The organism is Micromonospora globbae, from assembly GCF_003610785.1.
Lineage (GTDB): Bacteria > Actinomycetota > Actinomycetes > Mycobacteriales > Micromonosporaceae > Micromonospora > Micromonospora globbae.
The window spans coordinates 54446-73024 of record NZ_RAQQ01000021.1 but is presented as its reverse complement, the minus strand read 5'-3'; the positions used below and the strand labels follow the sequence as shown (position 1 = coordinate 73024).

Sequence of the window (18579 nt, the reverse complement as noted above, 5' to 3'; positions counted from 1 at the left end):
GTCAGCTCCCCGAGGTCAGGGCAACGACGATCCGGCCCGCAGCGGCGCGTGCGGCCACGAGTGGCCCGTCGCGTTCGACGACGGCGACGTTGAGGAGTGTCGTCCCCTCCTTCACGCCGTCCCGCACGTCGATGACGGTGGCCTTGATGCTGATCGGTGCGGCGGTGGGCTGCTGATTCGCGACCGGACCGTCGTCGGTGGTCACGACGAGGAGGACCTCGGCACCAGGTTTGATCCGCTCAGCAGGCATGCGCTCCTGCGGAAGGCTGATGCCGACCAACTGCCTGCCGGGTCCCGGCACGGCGGTGTCGGTGAGCTGCGCCTGGGTCAGCAGGGTACCGGGCACCAGCGCGACCGCGGCGAACTTGCCGATGACGGCGTCGGCGGAGCTGCTCGGGACGGGCTTGAGGGCCGGGTCCACCGTGATGCGCACGGTGCGAAGGTCAGAGCGCCCGATCGTGGAGCCGACCTCCACCCGGGTGGCCACCGCCAGATACTCGGCTGTGGTGCCGACCTTGCGCAGCACGCCCGCAGCGATCAGCCCACCGGCGGCGATCAGCGCCACCGCGAGCCAGACGAGGGCCGGGCGCCAGCGTCGTTGCGGAGCGACTCGGGGCACGGCGTACGGCGCGGCAACCGTTGGGGTGGCCCGGGTGGAGGGGGTCGGGGCGCTGGTCATGACGTGATCACCTGCAGTTCGCCGATGTCGAGCGTGGTCGTGGAGGAAAGGTCGATGGACTGCGAGCCGCTGTTCCCGCCTCCCCCGCTCCACGTGATCAGCCACGAGGTGGTCGCCGTGACGGTGTACCGACCTCCGGATCGGGTGCTGCTTGGCCGTGAGTAGCCGTCGTATCCGCAGTCCGGTGACTTCCGGTTGCCGAAGGACGGCTGGTACGGCGTGCCGGGCTTGGTGCAGGTGACGGAGTTGCCGTCCCCCATGCTCCAGACGACCTTTTGCGCCCGGGCGGTAGCGGTGACCGACCGACCTGGCACCGCCGCGGTCCGGGTGATGGGCCCCCAGGTGGTCGGACTGACGTTGTTCCAGAGCCAGATCGGCAGTCCGACCAACCCGGAGCCGTTCGTCCGCGGAGCAATCCCGATGTTCGGCCCGTCGAGCTTCATCTCGGCGATGGCTCGTTGGGCAAGTTCCTGGTACGAGGGCAGGATCCCGGCGGGCGGGTCTGGCGACCAGGTAGCCGGGCTCTGCGAGGCGATGTCGCCGTAGACGCACGTACGGATGCTCCAGTAGCCGTCGGTCCGGCCGCCCGGCGGCGGTGGGACGCGCTTGACGTAGCAGGAGCCGTCCCAGACCCCGAGTTCGTCGACCACGCACGGCACGGGCTGGCCTTCGTAGCTGCACCCCTGGCCCGCGCTGCCGCCACCGTTGTTGCCTCCACCGGCGTTTCCACCGCCGCCGGTTCCCGGTTTCTCCACCACCCAGTAGCAGTTGCCCAGCGCATCGCAGTGCTCGTAGTCGGCGTACGCGGGGCCGGGTGCGAGCAGGGCGCCGACGCTGGCCACCAGGATCAGGACTGAGGCGGCGATCGGCGTACGCCTCAGCATGACCTCTCCCGCTGCGCGCTGACCTCGCGGATTCGCCACTGGCCATCGCCGAACAGCTCAGCCTGGGCGATCACCACGTACCTCGTTGCCTGGCCCTTGGTACGCGCCGACTTGCCGGTCTTCTTGGAGACCACATCCCACCCGCTGGTGTCGAAGCAGTCCTCGATCTCGGCGGTGAACGGACGCCGGGTGGTGTCGACCTTGCTCACGGCGGGCGCCGAAACCGGCTCCCCGGTGGTAACGAGCCCCTGCTGAAACTTGATCAGCAGGTCCTGGCGCACCGTCAGCAACGCCGGGTCCGCCACGAACCTGTCGAGCTTCGCGTTGTAGTCACCCTTGTTCGAGGCGGCGACGTAGCTCCGGACGTAGTTCTGATAGGCGGTCAGCGCTGCCGCCTCGGCTTCGGCGTTTTCGGCGTCGACCGTCGGTGATGGCGATGACGACGCCGCTGAGGGGCTCGAGCTCGGCGCTACGGCAGGCTTGTCGTCGCCGCACCCCGTCACCCCGGCTAGCACGGTGCCGGTGAGCCCGGCGGCGAGCCACCGCACTCTCGGGCTCACGGCCTTGCTGGTGATCGCAATCAAGGCGTATCTCCTCTGATGGCTGGCATGGCCTTCACCTGCCGCTGGCGATGCGTGGTCGGGCGCTCAGCCCCGGTGCGTTGTGGTCGCTTCGCCGACCTACGGACGCCACTGGCCGCTCGCCGGCGGACGTGCCTATGCCAGATGGCTGGAGCCCGCTGGGTGCTGGGCCGCCCGAAGGTGTCCCTACCGTGCGGCCCAGCGCCCCCTCCGGTCGACGGCGTCCGGGCCGGGGTGCCGCTCCCGGTTGCCCCGAACTGCCCGCCGCGAGGGCCAGCGGGTGCTGGGAGTTGGATTCCCCGTTCCATCCTTTGTGGAGTTGATCCCTCCCACCGGCCGTACCCCCGTTCGGATCCGTGGGCCAACTGTCGACCCCCGAAACACGGTCGTTGAGCGGACGCCGCCTTCGCTAAACAGGCGTTGCTCAACGCAGTGGCGATCATACGCTCACGCTCGGTACGCGTGTCAACATCTGTTTCGCGTACGCTTATAGATGCGACACTGTTGTTTAGGTCGCTGGAGGGTGAAGAATCATGGTCGAAGATCAGCAGGTTGAGCTCGAGTTGCCGCCCCTCGACACGCTGGCCGCCAGGCTGGAGTACCTGTTCGACAAGATTCGCCCCACGCCGGAGGAGCTCAGCGACTCCGACGAACCCGGACGCCGGTACACCAATAAGGAGATCGCCGATAAGATCAACGCAGCGGCGGACGCTACCGGTGTCACGATCAGCGCGGCCTACATTGGAGAGCTACGCCGCGGCGTGGCCGGCGATCCCCGGATGTCGCACGTGCGGGCCCTGGCCACCGCATTTGGCGTCAGCCCCGGCTACTTCGTCGACGAGGCGGCAGCACGTCGAGTCCAGGACCAGATCGGACTCCTCAACGAGCTCCGTCGGATGGATATCAAGCAGGTGGCGCTACGCCAGGTGCTTGCCGACAGTGGACTCTCCGCCACCGACACCCAGCTGATCGAGCAGATGGTGGCGCGCTTGCGGGCCGTGGCCGAGGGTTCGGGCTCTGGGAGTGCGAGCGACGCGCCTGGTGAACGCAGGTAGCAGTGCTGATCCTTCGGTGGCAGCACGCCAATGAGCGGGAGAACGCTGACGTGACGTTGAACCGACTACGCAAGCGCTGCGAGAGACTGCTCGCCGACCTGGAGGTGCCGGAACGGTCCGACATCCGGATGCTGTGCCAGATTCTCGGCGAACGACGCGGCCGCCCCATCCACCTGGTCCCAATCAGCCTGCCGGCACACACGGTGTGCGGGATGTTCGTACCGACCGGCGACTTCGACGCCATCTTCTTCGAGCAGGACACCTCGCCGCTGCATCAGATGCTGATCATCGGGCACGAGTTGGGACACCTGATCGCCGGTCATCGGACGACCGAGATTCTGGATCCGGACGCCTCGCGGCTGCTGCTGCCAGACCTCGACCCGGAGCTGGTCCAACGCAGCCTCGGTCGCAGCAACTATGCCGCCGCCGAGGAGCGTGAGGCCGAGATGATCGGTTCGCTGCTTCTTCGACGGGCACACAGCGGCGGTAGCGAGCAGGACGACTCACCGCTGGATAGCCGACATGCCGAGCTGTACGGCCGGCTGCGGCGCTCGCTGGAACACCCCGACTGGTAGCGCTGATGGATACCGCCCTGTACGCCATCTGCGCCCTCGCTGGCTGGACCGCATTCGGGTACATGCTGCGGCTCCAGCGCCGGCATCCCAGCCACGCGCGCGGCGCGATCTGCGTGGCCATCGGAGCCTTCGCCGTCGGGATTACGCTCGCCGTTCCGCCCCTCGCAGCCTCGATCGACCGCACGTCGGGCCTGCCCAACCTGGCCAAGGTCCTCTCCCATGCCTGCGCGATGACGATCGCCGCGAGTGCCGAGAGCATGCTGCTCCACCTTGCGCTTCCAAGGTGGAAGGCCGCCGCCCGCACCCGACGCTGGATACTGGTCACCAGCTGCGCCTTCCTCACCATGGCCGGGTTGTTCGCCTACACGCTCACCTACGACACCCCGGTGCTCCTCACGGTCGAGTACGCCACCGACCCCGCGGTGACCGCGTACCTGCTGGTCTTCATTGCGCTCGGCTTCTTCGCCTACTGCATCGACATCTCCCGGCTGTGCTGGCGCTTCGCCCGGATCTGCGGGCGTCCCTGGCTGCGCCGAGGCCTTCGCGTCACGGCTGTCGGCGCCGCCTTCGCCCTGCTCTACAGCATCAACAAGATCGTGTACCTGATCGCCTACTGGAGCGGCCACCGGCCGACGGGCGAACGGGAGATCGCCTCGGTCCTGGTGACCATCAGCGCGCTGCTCATGATGGTCGGCCTCACCATGCCCGCGTGGGGTCCGATCCTCACGATCACACGACGCTGGGACGACTTCCGCTGCTACCGGCGGCTGGAACCACTCTGGCGGGACCTCATCACCGCCCTGCCGGAACTCGAACTCGATGCGAGCCTGCGCCGACCCCTCACGGCCGTGCGGGACATCGACTACGCCCTGACCCGCCGCGTCGCCGAGATCCGGGACGCGCGACTCGCCCTGCGCCCTTACATGGACGCCAGGGTGACAGAGCTGGCCGAGCAGTTCGCCGAGCAGGCTGAGCTGACCGCAGAGGAGCAGCGAGCCGCGGTTGAGGCTGCCCACCTGGCCTGCGCTCTGCGTGCCCATTGCGCCGGCCGTGCCGTCGAACTCCCCCAGCCCGCGGACGAGCTGCATCGTCCCTCCGGCGGCTACGCCGGCGAGGTGTCCTGGCTGACGCTCGTCTCCCTCGCCTACGCCCGATCACCCGTGGTGGCCCGGACGCTCACCGCGTCCCGACATCTCCCCGCCTCGCAGATCCCGCTTGGAGACGCCCGACGATGAAGGCCCGCTACGCCAACCTCGCTCGCATCCGCGCCCTCGACCCCGAGCGCGAGTACCTGGCCATCTACCAGACGATGCTGCGATACGAGTTCCCGTGGGACATGAAGCTCGGGCTCAACCTCGCCTTCAACCGGTCGTTCTCCATCCCGTCGATCGCCGCAGTGCATACCGCCACCGGCGAGCTGACCGAGCGCACCCAGAAGCGGATCGACGACACCGGTCTCCTGATGTACGAAATGCTGCTCAACGGCTTCGAGCAGCCGCGAGGCCGCGACGCGCTGCGACGCGTCAACCAGATCCACCGCCCGTACGACATCAGCAACGACGACTACCTCTACGTCCTCGGCTGCCTGGTGGTGATCCCGACCCGATGGCTGCAGCGCTACGGCTGGCGCCGCCCATGCTGCCACGAACGGCAGGCCACCTACCTTTTCTACCGGGAGCTCGGCCGCCGAATGGGCATCACCGACATCCCCGACTCCTACGAGGCGCTCGCAACCTGGTTCGACGCCCACGACGCTGCCCACCTGAAGCCGAACGACGACGCAGCGGCCATCGAACGGGCCACCCGCATGCTGATGCTCACCCGCATCCCGAAGCCACTCGCACCGCTGGGCAACGCCCTGGTCGGCGCCCTGTACGACGAGCGCCTGCGAGCCGCGATGCAGGTCGATCCGCCCGCCTGGCCTGTCAGGGCTGGTCTACACCTCGCGCTGAAGGGGCGCTCCCGGCTGCAGCGCTGGTTCGGCAAGCCGCGGACGACAGCGATGTTCGCCGACGGGATCAAGACCAAGACCTACCCCGACGGGTACGAGATCAGCCAGCTCGGCCCCCAGCAGGACCACTCGACCGACCGAAGCAGGGCATGAGCGGCTCGCCGGTGCTGTCGCCGACGCGGTCGGGCGACGCCCCTCGTGCGCCGGGCAGGATCACGTCGCTCCTGCTCATCCTCGCTGTGGCGCCACTGCTGCGTTGGCTGGTCGTTCGGCTGGCAGTACCGGCTGGCCAGAGCAGCCAGCGCAGCTGCGGTCACTGCGGGGTCGAGGTGGGCCCAAATAGCCCTGGCTGGACATCGCTGCTGCCAAGCGGCCGATGCGGCCGGTGCCGCCACCGAGTTGGTGCGGTCCCGTACCTGCTGGAGCTCTGTGCCGTGGTGGCGGTGGTCACCGTCGTTCTCGCCGCTCCAACGATCCCAGTGATGCTAGCCGGCCTGTGGTGGGCCGGGTGCGCGGTGCCGCTCGTGTTCATCGACACCCAGGTGCACCGCCTACCTGACATCCTCACACTTCCGGCGGTCGCCGGCGTGTTCGCGTTGCTCACGGTCGGCGCTGCCACCGACGCCTCGTGGGACCACCTGTTCGACGCGGTGATCTGCGCTGCCGTCGCCGCTGCAGCGTTCCTGGTGCTGGGACTGATCATGGGGAGCCGCAGCATGGGCCTTGGCGACATCAAGCTACTCATCTCGGTGACCGCTCTGCTCGGGTGGTGGGGCTGGAGCAGCGCTCTCGCTGGGGTGTATCTAGGATTACTGAGCGCTGGGCTGGTGGGGGTAGTTCTTCTGATCGGCAGGCGCATACGTCTCGGCGCGCACATTGCGGTGGGTCCGTTCTTCATCGCTGGCGCGGTCGTGATGCTCGCGCTGCTAGCCTGGGCACCGCCTGGGTAGTCCGCGGCGTCAACAGTCAACACCCTACGATTTGACCACGTATATGCAGCGAAGCAACATGCTCGGGCCTCCAGCCGGAGTTGCGCCATGTAGCCCGACGGTCGGTTTCCTCGATAAGTTGCGCTTGGGCGGCGACGGCTCAGCGGGAGTGACCGGCGGCAAGCCGACGAGCGCGTGCGGGTCGTAATGCCCAAACGTTGCCGACCATGAAACGAGTTGTCGTACCCCATTCGTACCCTGTCGCCATGACGGCATTGGTATCGGTCGAGGTCCTTGAGGTTATCGAGCTCGCACCCGCGCTGGAGCGCCACTTCGGCGCTGCGAGGAGCTGGAACCATGGCACGCGGCCTGCAGAGCCCGGCGTCTACGTGTGGTCGGTCCAAGGCGGCGTTCTCTACATCGGCTCCGCAGCGTCACTTGCCCGGCGGCTCGCCGACTATGACGACTGGATCGTGAAGTACGACCCCGAAGACCGCTGGGAGGTGTCCGTCGTTCACATGCTCAAGACCCTCGGCGCAACCGTCGGCTGGTTGCCAACCATCGACTACGCCGACGCGCTCGTCCTCGAGTCCCGGCTGATCGAATGGCATCGCGCCAAGGTAGGCATCGCCCCGATCGTCGTCGGCTGGGAAGCCAAGAAGGAGAGCCGGCGCGAGAGATCACAGACCTGGGCGCGGAACCTTTGGAACGATCAGCAAGCACTCCTCAGTGTGTCTCAAGGAGATAGCCCCTGGCCGGACAGTGGCCAAGCTGCCTAAAAGTGCCCCATCGATTCTGAGACTCTACACTGTAGGTTCTCGTGGATCTTGTCAGCGACGGTCGCGTGGACCAGCACTGGAGCGATTGCTTCTCACGAAGATGTCGCGATTGACCTCAAGACCGTTTCGTTTCTTCGCGGTGCGGGGCTGGCAGGGGCGGCGACGATCGCGGCGAAATGGTTGGATCGGATCATGACGCGGCCCTTGCCGCCGGTGACCTACCGGCTTAATCTCCCGCGCTCGCCTGCGGCGGGTCGCTGAAGGTTGGGCGTATGACCGACGCACCGTGCCTTGCACAGCAAGCAGGCGCAGCTCGATCTGGCCGAGCAGAGCCGCCAGCAACTGGAACAGCGCCTGGCCGGCGAGCAGGGCACCGTCCGCACTCTCGCCAGCCGGCTCGCGGCCATCGCCGCCGGCGGCAACCGCCGATTCGGCACGGGCGAGCAGGACAGGCCGGAGCAGGGCTGACCGCGACGGCCGTCCGCACGGGTGCGCCGGCCGACCTCCGGGCAACCGGCAAATCGCGGCAGGACGCATCACGGGACACCGATCATCGGCAGATTCAGTGGGGAGGAACACGGATGCGACCTTCAAGCCGCAGGACGGTCGCCGCGTTCATCGCAGCCCTGGCCCTGACCGGGTGCGGCAGCAGCGGCACACCCGCGCCCGGCGACAAGGCGTCCGCCTCCGTCTCACCCACCGCCCGGCCGAGCTACGACCCGCCCACCCGCTTCGAGCCGGCCGCCCCGGTACCGCTGCCCGCCGAGCTGACGAGCGGGGTCGAGGTGCTCGGGCGCCGCGCTGTCCTGCACGACACCACCCTGTTCGCCGCCACGGCGACCGGTCTGCTCGCCGTCGACGCCCTGACCGGCACGGTACGGGCCACCATCTCCCCGGAGAACAAGGTCGCCGACGACGTGGCGCACCGAGACCTGGCCGGCCCGCCGGTGCTCGCCGACGTCGCCGGCCAGCCCACTACCCTGGCCGCCTTCCCGGTTAGCATTCCCGGCCAGGGGACCACGCCGGCGCGCACCGCCATCGAGCTGACCGCGGTGAGCGCCGTCGACGCCAGCCGGCTGCCCGCCATCGTCGTCGACGTGCCCGCCGACGCCACGGGCCCGACCGCCGTCGTCGGTACCGCCGGCTCGGTCGTCGTGGTTCGCGCCGGCACGACGACCTACGGCATTAACCTGACCAGCAAAACCCTGGCCTGGAATAAGGTCAACTTCACGGCCACCACCGTCGCCGGCGACGTCGCCGTCGGCTCGCTGGCCGTCGACTCCGCCGGCATCAAACTCCGCACCGCCGGAGTGGGCGCCACCGATGGCAACCAGCGCTGGACCGACCCGCAGGACAGCACCGAGGTTCGGGTGCAGCCGGCCGGCCCGAAGCACGTCCTGGTCACCGGCCGCGACTACGGCAACGGCAGGGCCTACTACCGGCTCGTCGCGTCCGCCACCGGCGCCGCCGTCGAGTCCGGACAGTCCTCCGGCCCTGCGTCCTACCAGCTCACCTGCCACTACGACCAGACCAGCACGACCGTCTGCGCCGCGGACAACTGGACCGGCGGCTACGACGCCCAAACCGGCAAGCTGCTGTGGGAACTACCCGACACGGCCGCCAACCGCACCGCCGTGAAGGTCACCACGGCCTGGCACGGCGCCGTCTACGGCACCACCGACAACGGCCCCCTGGTCCTCGACGCCCGCACCGGCGCCGACCGGCAGCCCACCCCCGGCGCTGCACCGTACCTCGTCAGCGGCTACGTCGGCATCGCCACCAACCCCAGCAGCCAAGGCACAGCCGCGTTCACCGCCATCGGGTGAGCCGGCTCCGGACCGGCCGGGCCTCAGCGGCGAACGCCGTCCTGCCCAGGCATGCGGAGATCGTGCTGGCTTTAGATCGATACAGCTCGACGCTACACCGAACGGGCTCTCGCACCCTGTCGGAATCGGCATCGGTGCCGGCACGGATCTGAGAAACCGACACCCTCAGTGAAAACCTACATACATCACGCCACCCCCATTGGCCGTCGGATCGCGGCGACCTGCCGACTCCAGTTGGTGACGGGGACGACCTTGACGACGTCACCGCTTCTCGGCGCATGGATGAGGTACTGGCGGCCACGACGGTCGATGCCGATGTACATGCCGACGTGACCAGGGCGAGCCATGGTGCCGTCGGAGCCGGGTATGAAGATCAGGTCGCCGGGCCGCATCGCTGCCAGGGAGGTGACGGCGACGCCGGTGTGAACCTGGTCCGCCGTGACTCTCGGGATCTTCACGCCGCCCTTGGCCCAGGCTGCCATCATCAACCCCGAGCAGTCGTAGCTGTCTGGTCCCTCGGCGCCCCACACGTACGGCTTGCCCCTCTGGGCGAGGGCGAATGAGATGACGGCCCGTAGCTGCGGGTCGGTGGGCAGGGTGAACCCGTCGGGCAGGCCCGCATCGTCCAGGGGCGGCAGCCCGTCCCCGCCGTCGCTGGTGCAGACGATGTTCAAGCCGTCGCTGGCCACCGCCACGAGTTGCTGCGCCTCTGGCTGCCACTTCGCATACGCGTTGGGGTACGCGGACCGCTGCACCGCCTGCGCGGCCCGGGTGAGCGGCATGTTCTGCCAACCGTCGACCTTGACCAGGTGCTCGTAGAACTTCCGGGACGCGTAGCGCGGGTCGAGGATCTGCTCCGGCGTGCCCCAGCCCTGGCTGGGTCGCTGCTGGAACAGCCCGAGGGAGTCGTGGTCGTTGTCCACGCCAAGGTGGCCGAGGTTTCGAAGTGTTGACTCCTGCATCGCAGTCGCCACGGCGATTTCCCAGCCGTAGCGGGGCACCCCCATCTCGGCGCCGACGGACACGATGATCGCGGCGTTGCCGACCTGCTCGGCGTTCCACGGGCCCTGGCTGCTCCACCCCGGCGTGGAGCTAACCGATGCGGTAGGCGGGCTGACGGTGCACGCCATTGTCGGGTTGGCTCCGAGCACTACGAGGCCGACCAGCACTACCAGCGCCAGCGGCGCGAGCACCACAACGGCGATGCCCCCGGCCAGTAGGGGCCACAAACGGGTCACCGCAAACCCGCCTGGCGGATTTCGTAGTCCGTGACCCGCCACCCGGGCCCGTCAGGACCGCCTCGGTGAAGGACGCAGTCGGCGACGCTGTGCTCGGTCCAGCCCCGCCACCCGTCCTCGCCGACTGCAGTGGCGGTCACGCGGACCGCGCGCCGGGCAGTGATCGCCGTGTCCGGCGGCAGCTGAGCGTCGACGAAGGGCTCCACGTGCGCGTCAAGGTAGGCACGGTGGGCCGACCAGGCCAGCCATCGGCCGTCGAGCTCTGCGGCCGCGCTCTGCCCGGCCAATGCTCCGCTGGCGAAGCTGACGGCCCTCCCGTAGGCGTCGCCCGGCCCGGCGTCGCTCCGGGTGTCGGCGCTGTACATGGCTGCCACGAACCGGCGGCACACCTCCCCCGGGTCGGCGTAGGCGAACCCAGGCTGCACTGGCGGCCGTACGCATGCAGCCGTGGTGGCGGTCGTCACGGCGGAGGTGCTTGGCGTGGCCGGTTCGGGCTGGCCACCGGCAGCACAGCCGGCAACGGCCAGCGACAGCGCCAGTGCGGCTGTTGCTCGAGATCGCGCGTTCATGGCGACGACCGTTGCGGCTTTCCAGGGCCGTTACCGCTGCCAGCCGCCACTGGTAGCAGCGGTAGCGGTGGCGGCTACACCAACGTCAACGCTGCCGTCAGCCCCGCGACGTCAACGTCCCTGGCAGATGTCCACCCGGGGCATCGTGACCTTCAGGAGACTGCTGTGCTTGCTCACCACCTCGCCGGGGCCGCGATCGACGTCCTGGCCGCGCCCACCCCTCCGCCGACTCCCCCACCCGGCCTGGAGGCCGCCGGAAACCTGTTCATCGGCTGGATGAAGTGGATCCTCATCGTCGCGGGCGTCGGTGGCCTGCTCGTTTGCGGGATCATGATGGCCGTCGGACGTCGCAACCGGTCGGCATTCGCCGCCGACGGCGCGGCCGGCATCCCCTGGGTGCTGGCGGGCCTCACCTGCGGTGCGGTCGCGGCGGTCGTCGTCGGTGCGGTCCTGCCGGGCTGAGCCATGACCTACGACGTCATCACCCGAGCCCGACACAACACGCGTCGCCGCATCCTCGCCATTTTTCTGGTCGCAGCGACGGTGGCGGGGGCCCTGACCGTGGCGGTGGTGTTCGGTACGGGGCCGAGCCGACCTGTCACCACGCAAGGTCGCCCGGCTGCACCGGCTGCTACGGACACCACCGCTGGCGCTGCCGGCGGCGCCAGCGGTGGTCTACCCTCCGACCTCGACTGGTCCGACGTCGCCGGGGTCTCGGTGCCTGTTTCGAACCAGTCAGGCCCCCGTCTAACCGAGAACGGCCTGGCTAGCGGTTTCGCGCACGACCGTGCCGGTGCGGTCCTCGCCGCCGTCCACATCGTCGTGCGCGTCAATCCGCAGGTCGGGCCCGCGGTCTTCGAGCCGGCGTTGCGCACCCAGGTAGTTGGGCGGGACGCGCCCGCGCTGCGGGTCCAGGTCGTGCAGGCGTACGACGCGCTTCGCTTCCAGGCAGGAATGGCGTACGGGCAGCCCATCGGCACCCTGTATGCCACCCTGCGGGGCTACCGGATTCTCAGCTACACCGAAGCCGAGGCGTCCCTGCGCCTGCTGATCGAAGCCCCCGGCGCCTCCGGTGCCCCGGTCATAGCCAGCACCGAGGTACATCTGCGCTGGACCGGCTCGGACTGGGCGTTGCTCGCACCAACCGGCGGCACGTTCGACCGGGCCGTCACCGCAGCGTCCGCCGCTGACATCGCCACCTTTCTTCCCTTCACCGCAGGCGGGTGATTCTCGTGCCGTTCTGTAATCCGTTCGTCCCTGCCACCTGCACCGGCGTCATCGTCGACGGGATCAACGCCCCCGAGGCGGTCCGCGACTCGCTGGTGAACATGGTTCTCGACGGCCTGGCCGGCGCTGTGAAAGAGGCCATCGAATGGGTCGCTCGGCTGCTGACCAGCTGGACACTCATCCCGTCGAACAACCTGTGCCCCACCACCGGCTCAGATCCCGGGCGGTGGGCCTCGGACTGGGTCGCCCACTGCAACAGCGCTGACGGTCCGGCGCAGCAGCTGCGCGGCTTCATGCTGCCGATCACGATCCTGCTGCTGGTCTGCGGCCTGATCTGGCAGGGCATCACCATCGTGATCACCCGCAAGGGCGAGCCGCTTCTGCAAGCGGTGCGCGGCATCTGGAATACCGCGCTGTGGGGCAGCATCGGCGTTGCGGGTACCCACCTGGTCCTCAAGGTCGGTGACAGCTACTCCATGTGGCTTCTCAACGAGGCGATCTTCAAGGACTCGAACAAGCCGCCGAACGAAACGATGAGCGTGGCGCTCGGCGGGCTGCTGCTGCCGGGCGCTGCGGTCGCTCCGTTCGTGATGATCCTGATTGGCATCGTTGTCATCCTCGCCGCCGTGGTCCAGACCATCCTGATGGTCTTCCGGGAAGGCTCGGTGATCGTCCTGGCCGGGCTGCTGCAGCTGGCCGCTGTAGGAACCGTCACCCGGGGCACCAGCCAGATGTTCCAGAAGACCCTCGGCTGGTCCTTGGCCTTGGCCCTGTACAAGCCGGCGGCGGTGTCGGTGTACGCCACCTCGTTCGTGATGATGCGCGGTAACGGCCGGGACTGGCTGATGGGCCTCGGCATGCTGGCCCTGTCGATCATCGCCCTGCCGGCGCTGATGAAGTTCTTCACGATCTTCACCGGCAGCATCGCCTCGGGCGGCGGGGGCTTGGGCATGGCCGGGGCCGGCGCAGCCGCCGGGCTGCACGCGGCGTCGTCGATGCGCGGGGCGATCGGTGGTCACAGCGCCGGCGACCACGCCCGCTACATGGACTCCAAGGGACCCGGTAGCGGCAGTGGTTCCTCTGGTAACGGCCCAACCGGAGCGATGCCGACCCCGACGACGCCGCCCCCGACGGGCGGCGCGGGAAGCGCTACCGGCAACGCCCCGAAGGTCGTCAACGGCAGCGCCACCGCGAGCGGTCCGGCGGGACCGGTAACGCCAACCACCACCGTGCCGGCCGGCACCGGAGCCACCGCGTCCGCCGGGGCGGCAGCCGGTGGGGCTGGCGCCGGCGGCGCTGCGGCCGGCGGCGGGACGGCGGCCGCCGGTGCCGCCGGGGCTGCGACCGGCCCGGCGGCACCCGTGGTCATCGGTGCCGCGCTGGTCGCCCAGGCCGGGGTGACGGCAGCAAAGGCGGGCGCGAACACCGCCAGCTCCGCGATGCAGGAGGGGAGCTCGCCGTCGTGAGCAGCGAACAGGCACAGGTACGCACCTACGGCGGCTGGCGGCGAGCGCGCGGCATGGGACTGTTCGGCCTCGGACCGGCGCAGACCTTCGTCGTCCTCGCCACGATCACCGTACTGATCATCTCCGGGTCAATGGGCCTGCGAGCACTGGCCGTGTCCGCCGGGCCGTGTGTGCTGCTCGTGGCCCTGCTGGTCGTGCGCTGGGACGGAGTTCCCCTGTCGGCGGGCATCGCGCAGCGGGTGCGGTGGCTGATCGGCACCAGCCGTGGTTACACCTCCTACCGCTCCGGCGTGATGGTGACCGGCGAGCACGCTTGGCAGCTGCCGGGCGTGCTCGCGCCCACCACCCTGCTGACAGTCGATGACGACAGCGGCGGCTACGGGGTGGTCTACAACCAGCGGCTGAGCACTCTGACGGTGACGCTGCGCTGCGCGGCCACCTCGACCTGGTTGGCCGACCCGGACGCCAGCGCGGCGTGGGTGGCCAACTGGGGCGGCTGGCTGGCCAACCTGGGCTACCTGCCGATCGTCGACCACGTCACGGTCACCGTGGACACCGCACCCGATCCCGGCTCGCGGCTGGCCGACCACGTCAGCCGGCGAATCGTGCCCCACGGGCCCGCCTCGGCGCGGCGGGTGCTGCAACGGCTGGTGGAGGTGTCCCCCGCGGCCGCCGCGGACGTGGAGACCCGGGTCTCGGTGACCTTCAAGCCCGGCGCCTCACCCAGCAAGCCCGGGAACCTCGACGAGGCCCTGGACGAAATCAGCCGCACGCTGCCCGGCCTGCAGGACTCGCTGGGCAGCTGCGGCCTGACCGTCCTCGGCCGGGCCAGCGCGGACAACGTCTCGGCCATCGTCCGTACGGCCTTCGACCCGGCCAGCCGGGGTGACGTGGCCCGGCTGGCCGCGACCCCCGGACTCGACCTGAGTCGGTGGGTGGACTGGGAAACCGCCGGGCCGGTGATGGCCGAGGAGCACCTCGACCGGTACGTACACGACTCCGGCACGTCGGTGTCGTGGGCGTGGCACGAGGCACCGCGCCAGCACGTGCACGCCGACGTCCTGGCCCGCCTGCTCGCCCCCGGTCCGTACCCCAAGCGGGTGTCGCTGCTCTACCGCCCCTTCCCCGCCGGAGAGGCCGCGCGGATCGTCGAGAGCGAGGTCAACGCTGCGGCGTTCCGCGCGGCCTACAACCGGGCGCAGAAACGCGACGAGTCCGCCCGCGACCACGCCGACCGGGAACGAGCTCTGCAGGCCGCCCGAGAGGAAGCGACCGGCGGAGGGGTGGGCCTGATGTCGCTGTTCGTCACCACCACCGTCCTCACCGCCGAGGACCTGGGCCGGGCGATCGCCGACGTCGAGTCCCGCGCCGACGTGGCCAAGATCCGGCTGCGGCAGCTGCGCGCCAGCCAGGCCGCCGGCTTTGCGACCACCCTGCCCTGCGGCGTCTGCCCGCCGCAGCTGGTCCGCCACTGGCCCCGCTGAGCCCGTGACCAGGAGGAACCGATGAAGACAACGGCCGTCGACACGGCCCGGCTGGCGCCGGCATGGGGTGTACGCGCCCCCGGCACCGGCCGAGCCAGCCACATCGCCCCCGGCATGGAATACCAGGGCACCACCGTCCAGCTCTGCGGCCTCTACCCGTTCGTCGCCGGCTCCGGGGCACCCACCATCGGGGTGCCGATCGGACGGCACATGCTGTGGGGCGAAGTCGTCTGCCTCGACCCACTCGAATGGCTACGCGAAGGGCTGATCACCAACCCGGGCGTGTTCGTCCTCGGCCAGCCCGGCGTCGGCAAGTCCACGGTCGTCAAACGGCTCATCACCGGCATGACCGGATTCGGCACCAGCGCCCTCATCCTCGGCGACACCAAGCCCGACTACACCCGACTCGTCGAGCACCTTGGCGGGCAGGTCATCCGGATCGGCCGAGGCCTGGACCGACTCAACCCGCTGGACTCCGGCCCGCTGGGCAGCGCGCTCGCCCGAATGGGCAGCACCGACGCCCGGCAGCTACGCCTGGAAATCCGCGGCCGACGCATGTCCCTGCTACTGGCCCTGTGCGCCCTGGTACGCGGCCAGGCGCTGAACAACACCGAGGAGATCATCCTCGGGCGGGCGATCGACGTGCTCGCCGAACGGCTCGACCAGGATCCGACAGTGCCCGACGTACTGCGCCTGGTCGAAGCCGGCACCGACGAGCTCCTAACCGCGGCCCGGGCCCGCACCGACGGCGAGTACCGCCGCCGCGTCGACCAGCTGGTGCCGACCCTGGCGCTGCTGTGCGAGGGCAGTCTGCGCGGAGTGTTCGACGGCCCAACGACCAAGCCCCTCGACTTGGACGCCCCGGCCGTCAGCGTTGACATCTCCCAGGTCGCCGCCGCCGGTGACCAGCTGGTGGCCGCCGCGATGCTGTGCACCTGGGCGTACGGCTTCGGCATGGTCGACGCCGCCTCCGTGCTGGCCGATCAGGGTCTGGCACCGCGCCGGCAGTACCTCGGCGTGACGGACGAGCTGTGGCGAGCCCTGCGGGGCGCGTCCGGCCTGGTCGAGCACGCCGATGCGCTCACCCGACTCAACCGACAGCGAGGCATGGCCAGCGTCATGGTCACCCACTCCCTGGCCGACCTCGACGCACTACCCACACCCGAGGACCGGGCCAAGGCGCAGGGATTCATCGAACGGTCCGCCATCAAGATCCTCGCCGGGCTGCCGCCTCGGGAGCTGACCCGCGTCAACGAGGTGATCAAACTGTCCGGGCCCGAGCGGGAACTGGTGGCGTCCTGGGCCGCGCCCGAAGCCTGGTTCACCGGCTCCGTACATCCGGGCCGAGGCAAGTACCTGATCAAGACCGGTGAACGCAACGGGCTCCCGGTGTCGCTGACCTTGGTCGGCGACGAGTGGGAGCTCTACGACACCGACACGGCGATCCGGCAGGCCCAGTCGTGAACACCCGGCCTGTTGAGCCGCGCGGCACCGCCGGCGGCCCCCTCACGCCTTTCCTGATGCTCGGGCTGGTGTGGGCGGTCTTTGCCCTGCTGTGGCTATCCTGGCTGGCCGGACGCATCGTCGCCACCGTGGTCCGGCATCGGGCCGGGCCGGGCTTCGGCTCGCTGTACCTGGAACGGCTGCTGCGCGCTGACTGGCCGGCGCTGTGGCCCGGGGTTTCCCCGAGCACCGTCGGGGTCGTCTACGCCGTACTGCTGCTGACCCTGGTCGGCCTGGTCACGCTCGCCGCAGCCTGGTGGCAGGGGCGCAAGCCCGATGCGGAGGATCCGCTGCCGTCGCTGGCCGGGCCGGCCGACGTACGACCGATGGCGCTGCCCGCCGTGGCGGCCAAGGCCCGCCGGCTGCGCCGCGCCCTGGCCAACCTCCCGGTCAAGGACATCCCGGCCGCGTCGGCCGGGGTGCTGCTCGGCGAGCACCGGCGGCGCCGCGGCTCGGGTCCCCGGCTCTACTCCTCCTGGGAGGACGTCATCCTCGCGGTGATGGCTCCACGCGCCGGCAAGACGACCGCCCTGGCCGTGCAGTCCATCCTCAACGCGCCCGGGGCTGCCTTGGCTACCAGCAACAAGCCCGACCTGTGGGCCACCACGGCGGCCGTCCGGGCCGAGCACGGCACCGTGTGGGTGTTCGACCCGCAATCCATCGCCCACGTACCGCAAGGCTGGTGGTGGAACCCGCTCGCCGCCGTGGAGGACGTCGAGGACGCCCACCGACTGGCCAACCACTTCGTCCAGCAGGTCCGCAACTCCCAGGGCAGCGACGACTTCTGGATCCAGGGAGCCTTGGACCTGCTCACCTCGCTCATCCTGGCCGCAGCCCTGGAGGGTCGCACGCTGGCCACGGTGCAGGCGTGGCTGTCAGATTCCACGTCCCGCGAACCGGCGGCGATCCTCAAGAACCATGGGTTCGGCGCCTCCGCGCGGGCCATGTCCGGCCGCCAAGCCGGCGCCCCCGAAACCCGCGAAGGGCTCTACGAGACAGCCCGCACCGCCGCAGCATGCCTCGCCAACCCGACCATCATGGCCTGGGTCACGCCACCGGACCTACCGCTGCCGGCACTTGACGTCGAGACGTTCGTCGAGAGCACCGACACCCTCTACCTGATGTCCAAAGACGGCGCGGGTGCGGCCGCCCCGCTGGTCGCGGGCCTGACCGACCAGGTGCTGCGCGCCGCCGTTGCGGTCGCCGAGGCGCACGGCGGCCGGCTCGACCCGCCGCTGATCGCATGCCTCGACGAGGCCGCGAACATCTGCAAAATCGCGGACCTACCAGAGCTGTACAGCCACTTCGGCAGCCGGGCGATCATCCCGCTGACCATCCTGCAGTCCTACCGCCAAGGCACCCGGGTCTGGGGCGAGCAGGGCATGGACGCGCTGTGGTCGGCGGCCACGGTCAAGCTGGTCGGCGCCGGCATCGACGACGCGCGGTTCGCCGAGGATCTGTCCCGACTCGTCGGCGAACACGACGTCACCGTCGCCTCCCATTCGCGCGACGGACGGGGGCATACGTCGTACCAGACCTCGGTACGCCGGCAGCGCATCCTCGACCCCGCACACATCCGGGCTCTGCCGAAGGGCTCAGCACTGCTGTTCGCCACCGGCGTGAAGGTGGCCATGCTCAACCTGCTGCCCTGGTACGACGAGCCGCTCGCCGAGCAGCTCACAACGGCCGTCGCTGCTTCCACCGCCGAGATGACCCGCCAGGCGCAGCGCACCCGCGCCGCGCGCCGGGATCGCATGGCACAGCGCTCCTGGCGCGGATCTGCCGGCTGAAGCTAGCTTGGATATCGGAGGTAAGCCATGGGCGCACCTCGAC

18 protein-coding genes are annotated in these 18579 nt (G+C 69.7%); 14 read left to right on the top strand and 4 right to left on the bottom strand.

All coding sequences use genetic code 11. From position 1 onward, the window contains the following. Position 1: 1 nt before the first annotated feature. From D7I43_RS25115 to D7I43_RS25105, 3 genes are all read right to left on the bottom strand, one after another. A complete protein-coding gene (locus D7I43_RS25115) occupies positions 2-565 on the bottom strand; it encodes an SAF domain-containing protein (protein ID WP_240033143.1) in 564 nt (187 codons plus the stop codon). Between the two features lie 110 nt (positions 566-675). Beyond that, entirely contained in the window at positions 676-1563 is an 888-nt protein-coding gene (locus tag D7I43_RS25110; protein WP_120331027.1) for a hypothetical protein, read from the bottom strand. Then, entirely contained in the window at positions 1557-2147 is a 591-nt protein-coding gene (locus D7I43_RS25105) for a hypothetical protein (protein ID WP_120331026.1), read from the bottom strand. Before D7I43_RS25105 ends, D7I43_RS25110 begins: the two co-directional genes overlap by 7 nt. Positions 2148-2677: 530 nt before the next feature. Between D7I43_RS25105 and D7I43_RS25100 the strand changes: the two genes are divergently transcribed. The 8 genes from D7I43_RS25100 to D7I43_RS34170 all read left to right on the top strand — a co-directional run bounded on the left by D7I43_RS25100 (position 2678) and on the right by D7I43_RS34170 (position 9259). After that, positions 2678-3199 (top strand): hypothetical protein, encoded by a 522-nt coding sequence (locus D7I43_RS25100; protein WP_120331025.1) that lies wholly within the window; start codon positions 2678-2680, stop codon positions 3197-3199. A 2-nt stretch (positions 3200-3201) separates the two neighbouring features. Further along, entirely contained in the window at positions 3202-3774 is a 573-nt protein-coding gene (locus tag D7I43_RS33790; protein WP_240033142.1) for a hypothetical protein, read from the top strand. A 5-nt stretch (positions 3775-3779) separates the two neighbouring features. After that, entirely contained in the window at positions 3780-5009 is a 1230-nt protein-coding gene (locus D7I43_RS25090) for an MAB_1171c family putative transporter (protein WP_120331024.1), read from the top strand. Beyond that, positions 5006-5878 (top strand): oxygenase MpaB family protein, encoded by an 873-nt coding sequence (locus tag D7I43_RS25085; protein WP_120331023.1) that lies wholly within the window; start codon positions 5006-5008, stop codon positions 5876-5878. The genes D7I43_RS25090 and D7I43_RS25085 overlap by 4 nt, the downstream gene beginning before the upstream one ends. A gap of 329 nt (positions 5879-6207) precedes the next feature. Then, a complete protein-coding gene (locus D7I43_RS32820; RefSeq protein ID WP_204985286.1) occupies positions 6208-6675 on the top strand; it encodes a prepilin peptidase in 468 nt (155 codons plus the stop codon). 245 nt (positions 6676-6920) lie between these two features. Continuing rightward, positions 6921-7433: a GIY-YIG nuclease family protein gene (locus tag D7I43_RS25075; protein WP_120331021.1), complete on the top strand. Its 513-nt coding sequence runs from the start codon at positions 6921-6923 to the stop codon at positions 7431-7433. 291 nt (positions 7434-7724) lie between these two features. Beyond that, positions 7725-7901, top strand: a complete 177-nt coding sequence (locus tag D7I43_RS32815) for a hypothetical protein (RefSeq protein ID WP_158610152.1) — start codon at positions 7725-7727, stop codon at positions 7899-7901. Positions 7902-8014: 113 nt separating this feature from the next. Next, on the top strand, positions 8015-9259 hold the full coding sequence (locus tag D7I43_RS34170; RefSeq protein WP_120331020.1) for a serine/threonine-protein kinase: 1245 nt from the start codon (positions 8015-8017) through the stop codon (positions 9257-9259). A gap of 185 nt (positions 9260-9444) precedes the next feature. Here the strand turns inward: D7I43_RS34170 and D7I43_RS25065 are convergent, their stop codons facing one another. Further along, positions 9445-10452, bottom strand: a complete 1008-nt coding sequence (locus tag D7I43_RS25065; RefSeq protein ID WP_147427293.1) for a C40 family peptidase — start codon at positions 10450-10452, stop codon at positions 9445-9447. A gap of 779 nt (positions 10453-11231) precedes the next feature. Between D7I43_RS25065 and D7I43_RS25055 the strand changes: the two genes are divergently transcribed. From D7I43_RS25055 to D7I43_RS25020, 6 genes are read left to right on the top strand one after another with little or no spacing between them, the layout of a single operon-like run. Next, positions 11232-11528, top strand: a complete 297-nt coding sequence (locus D7I43_RS25055; RefSeq protein WP_120331017.1) for a hypothetical protein — start codon at positions 11232-11234, stop codon at positions 11526-11528. A 3-nt stretch (positions 11529-11531) separates the two neighbouring features. Further along, on the top strand, positions 11532-12293 hold the full coding sequence (locus tag D7I43_RS25050; RefSeq protein WP_120331016.1) for a DUF8175 domain-containg protein: 762 nt from the start codon (positions 11532-11534) through the stop codon (positions 12291-12293). Continuing rightward, positions 12290-13759 (top strand): hypothetical protein, encoded by a 1470-nt coding sequence (locus tag D7I43_RS32515; protein WP_147427291.1) that lies wholly within the window; start codon positions 12290-12292, stop codon positions 13757-13759. The genes D7I43_RS25050 and D7I43_RS32515 overlap by 4 nt, the downstream gene beginning before the upstream one ends. Further along, a complete protein-coding gene (locus D7I43_RS25030) occupies positions 13756-15243 on the top strand; it encodes an SCO6880 family protein (RefSeq protein ID WP_120331012.1) in 1488 nt (495 codons plus the stop codon). The genes D7I43_RS32515 and D7I43_RS25030 overlap by 4 nt, the downstream gene beginning before the upstream one ends. Positions 15244-15264: 21 nt before the next feature. After that, complete coding sequence (locus D7I43_RS25025) at positions 15265-16707, top strand: hypothetical protein (protein WP_120331011.1); 1443 nt, start codon at positions 15265-15267, stop codon at positions 16705-16707. 56 nt (positions 16708-16763) lie between these two features. Further along, the gene (locus tag D7I43_RS25020) at positions 16764-18536 is read left to right on the top strand and encodes a type IV secretory system conjugative DNA transfer family protein (RefSeq protein ID WP_120331070.1); all 1773 of its coding nucleotides are present in this window, start codon (positions 16764-16766) and stop codon (positions 18534-18536) included. The last annotated feature ends 43 nt before the right edge of the window (positions 18537-18579 follow it).

Bases quoted from the DNA above. Each gene is read 5' to 3' on its own strand.
- D7I43_RS25110 (WP_120331027.1), bottom strand. From the start codon at position 1,563: ATGCTGAGGCGTACGCCGATCGCCGCCTCAGTCCTGATCCTGGTGGCC.
- D7I43_RS25100 (WP_120331025.1), top strand. From the start codon at position 2,678: ATGGTCGAAGATCAGCAGGTTGAGCTCGAGTTGCCGCCCCTCGACACG.
- D7I43_RS25090 (WP_120331024.1), top strand. From the start codon at position 3,780: ATGGATACCGCCCTGTACGCCATCTGCGCCCTCGCTGGCTGGACCGCA.
- D7I43_RS25085 (WP_120331023.1), top strand. From the start codon at position 5,006: ATGAAGGCCCGCTACGCCAACCTCGCTCGCATCCGCGCCCTCGACCCC.
- D7I43_RS32820 (WP_204985286.1), top strand. From the start codon at position 6,208: ATGCTAGCCGGCCTGTGGTGGGCCGGGTGCGCGGTGCCGCTCGTGTTC.
- D7I43_RS25075 (WP_120331021.1), top strand. From the start codon at position 6,921: ATGACGGCATTGGTATCGGTCGAGGTCCTTGAGGTTATCGAGCTCGCA.
- D7I43_RS34170 (WP_120331020.1), top strand. From the start codon at position 8,015: ATGCGACCTTCAAGCCGCAGGACGGTCGCCGCGTTCATCGCAGCCCTG.
- D7I43_RS25050 (WP_120331016.1), top strand. From the start codon at position 11,532: ATGACCTACGACGTCATCACCCGAGCCCGACACAACACGCGTCGCCGC.
- D7I43_RS25025 (WP_120331011.1), top strand. From the start codon at position 15,265: ATGAAGACAACGGCCGTCGACACGGCCCGGCTGGCGCCGGCATGGGGT.
- D7I43_RS25020 (WP_120331070.1), top strand. From the start codon at position 16,764: ATGCTCGGGCTGGTGTGGGCGGTCTTTGCCCTGCTGTGGCTATCCTGG.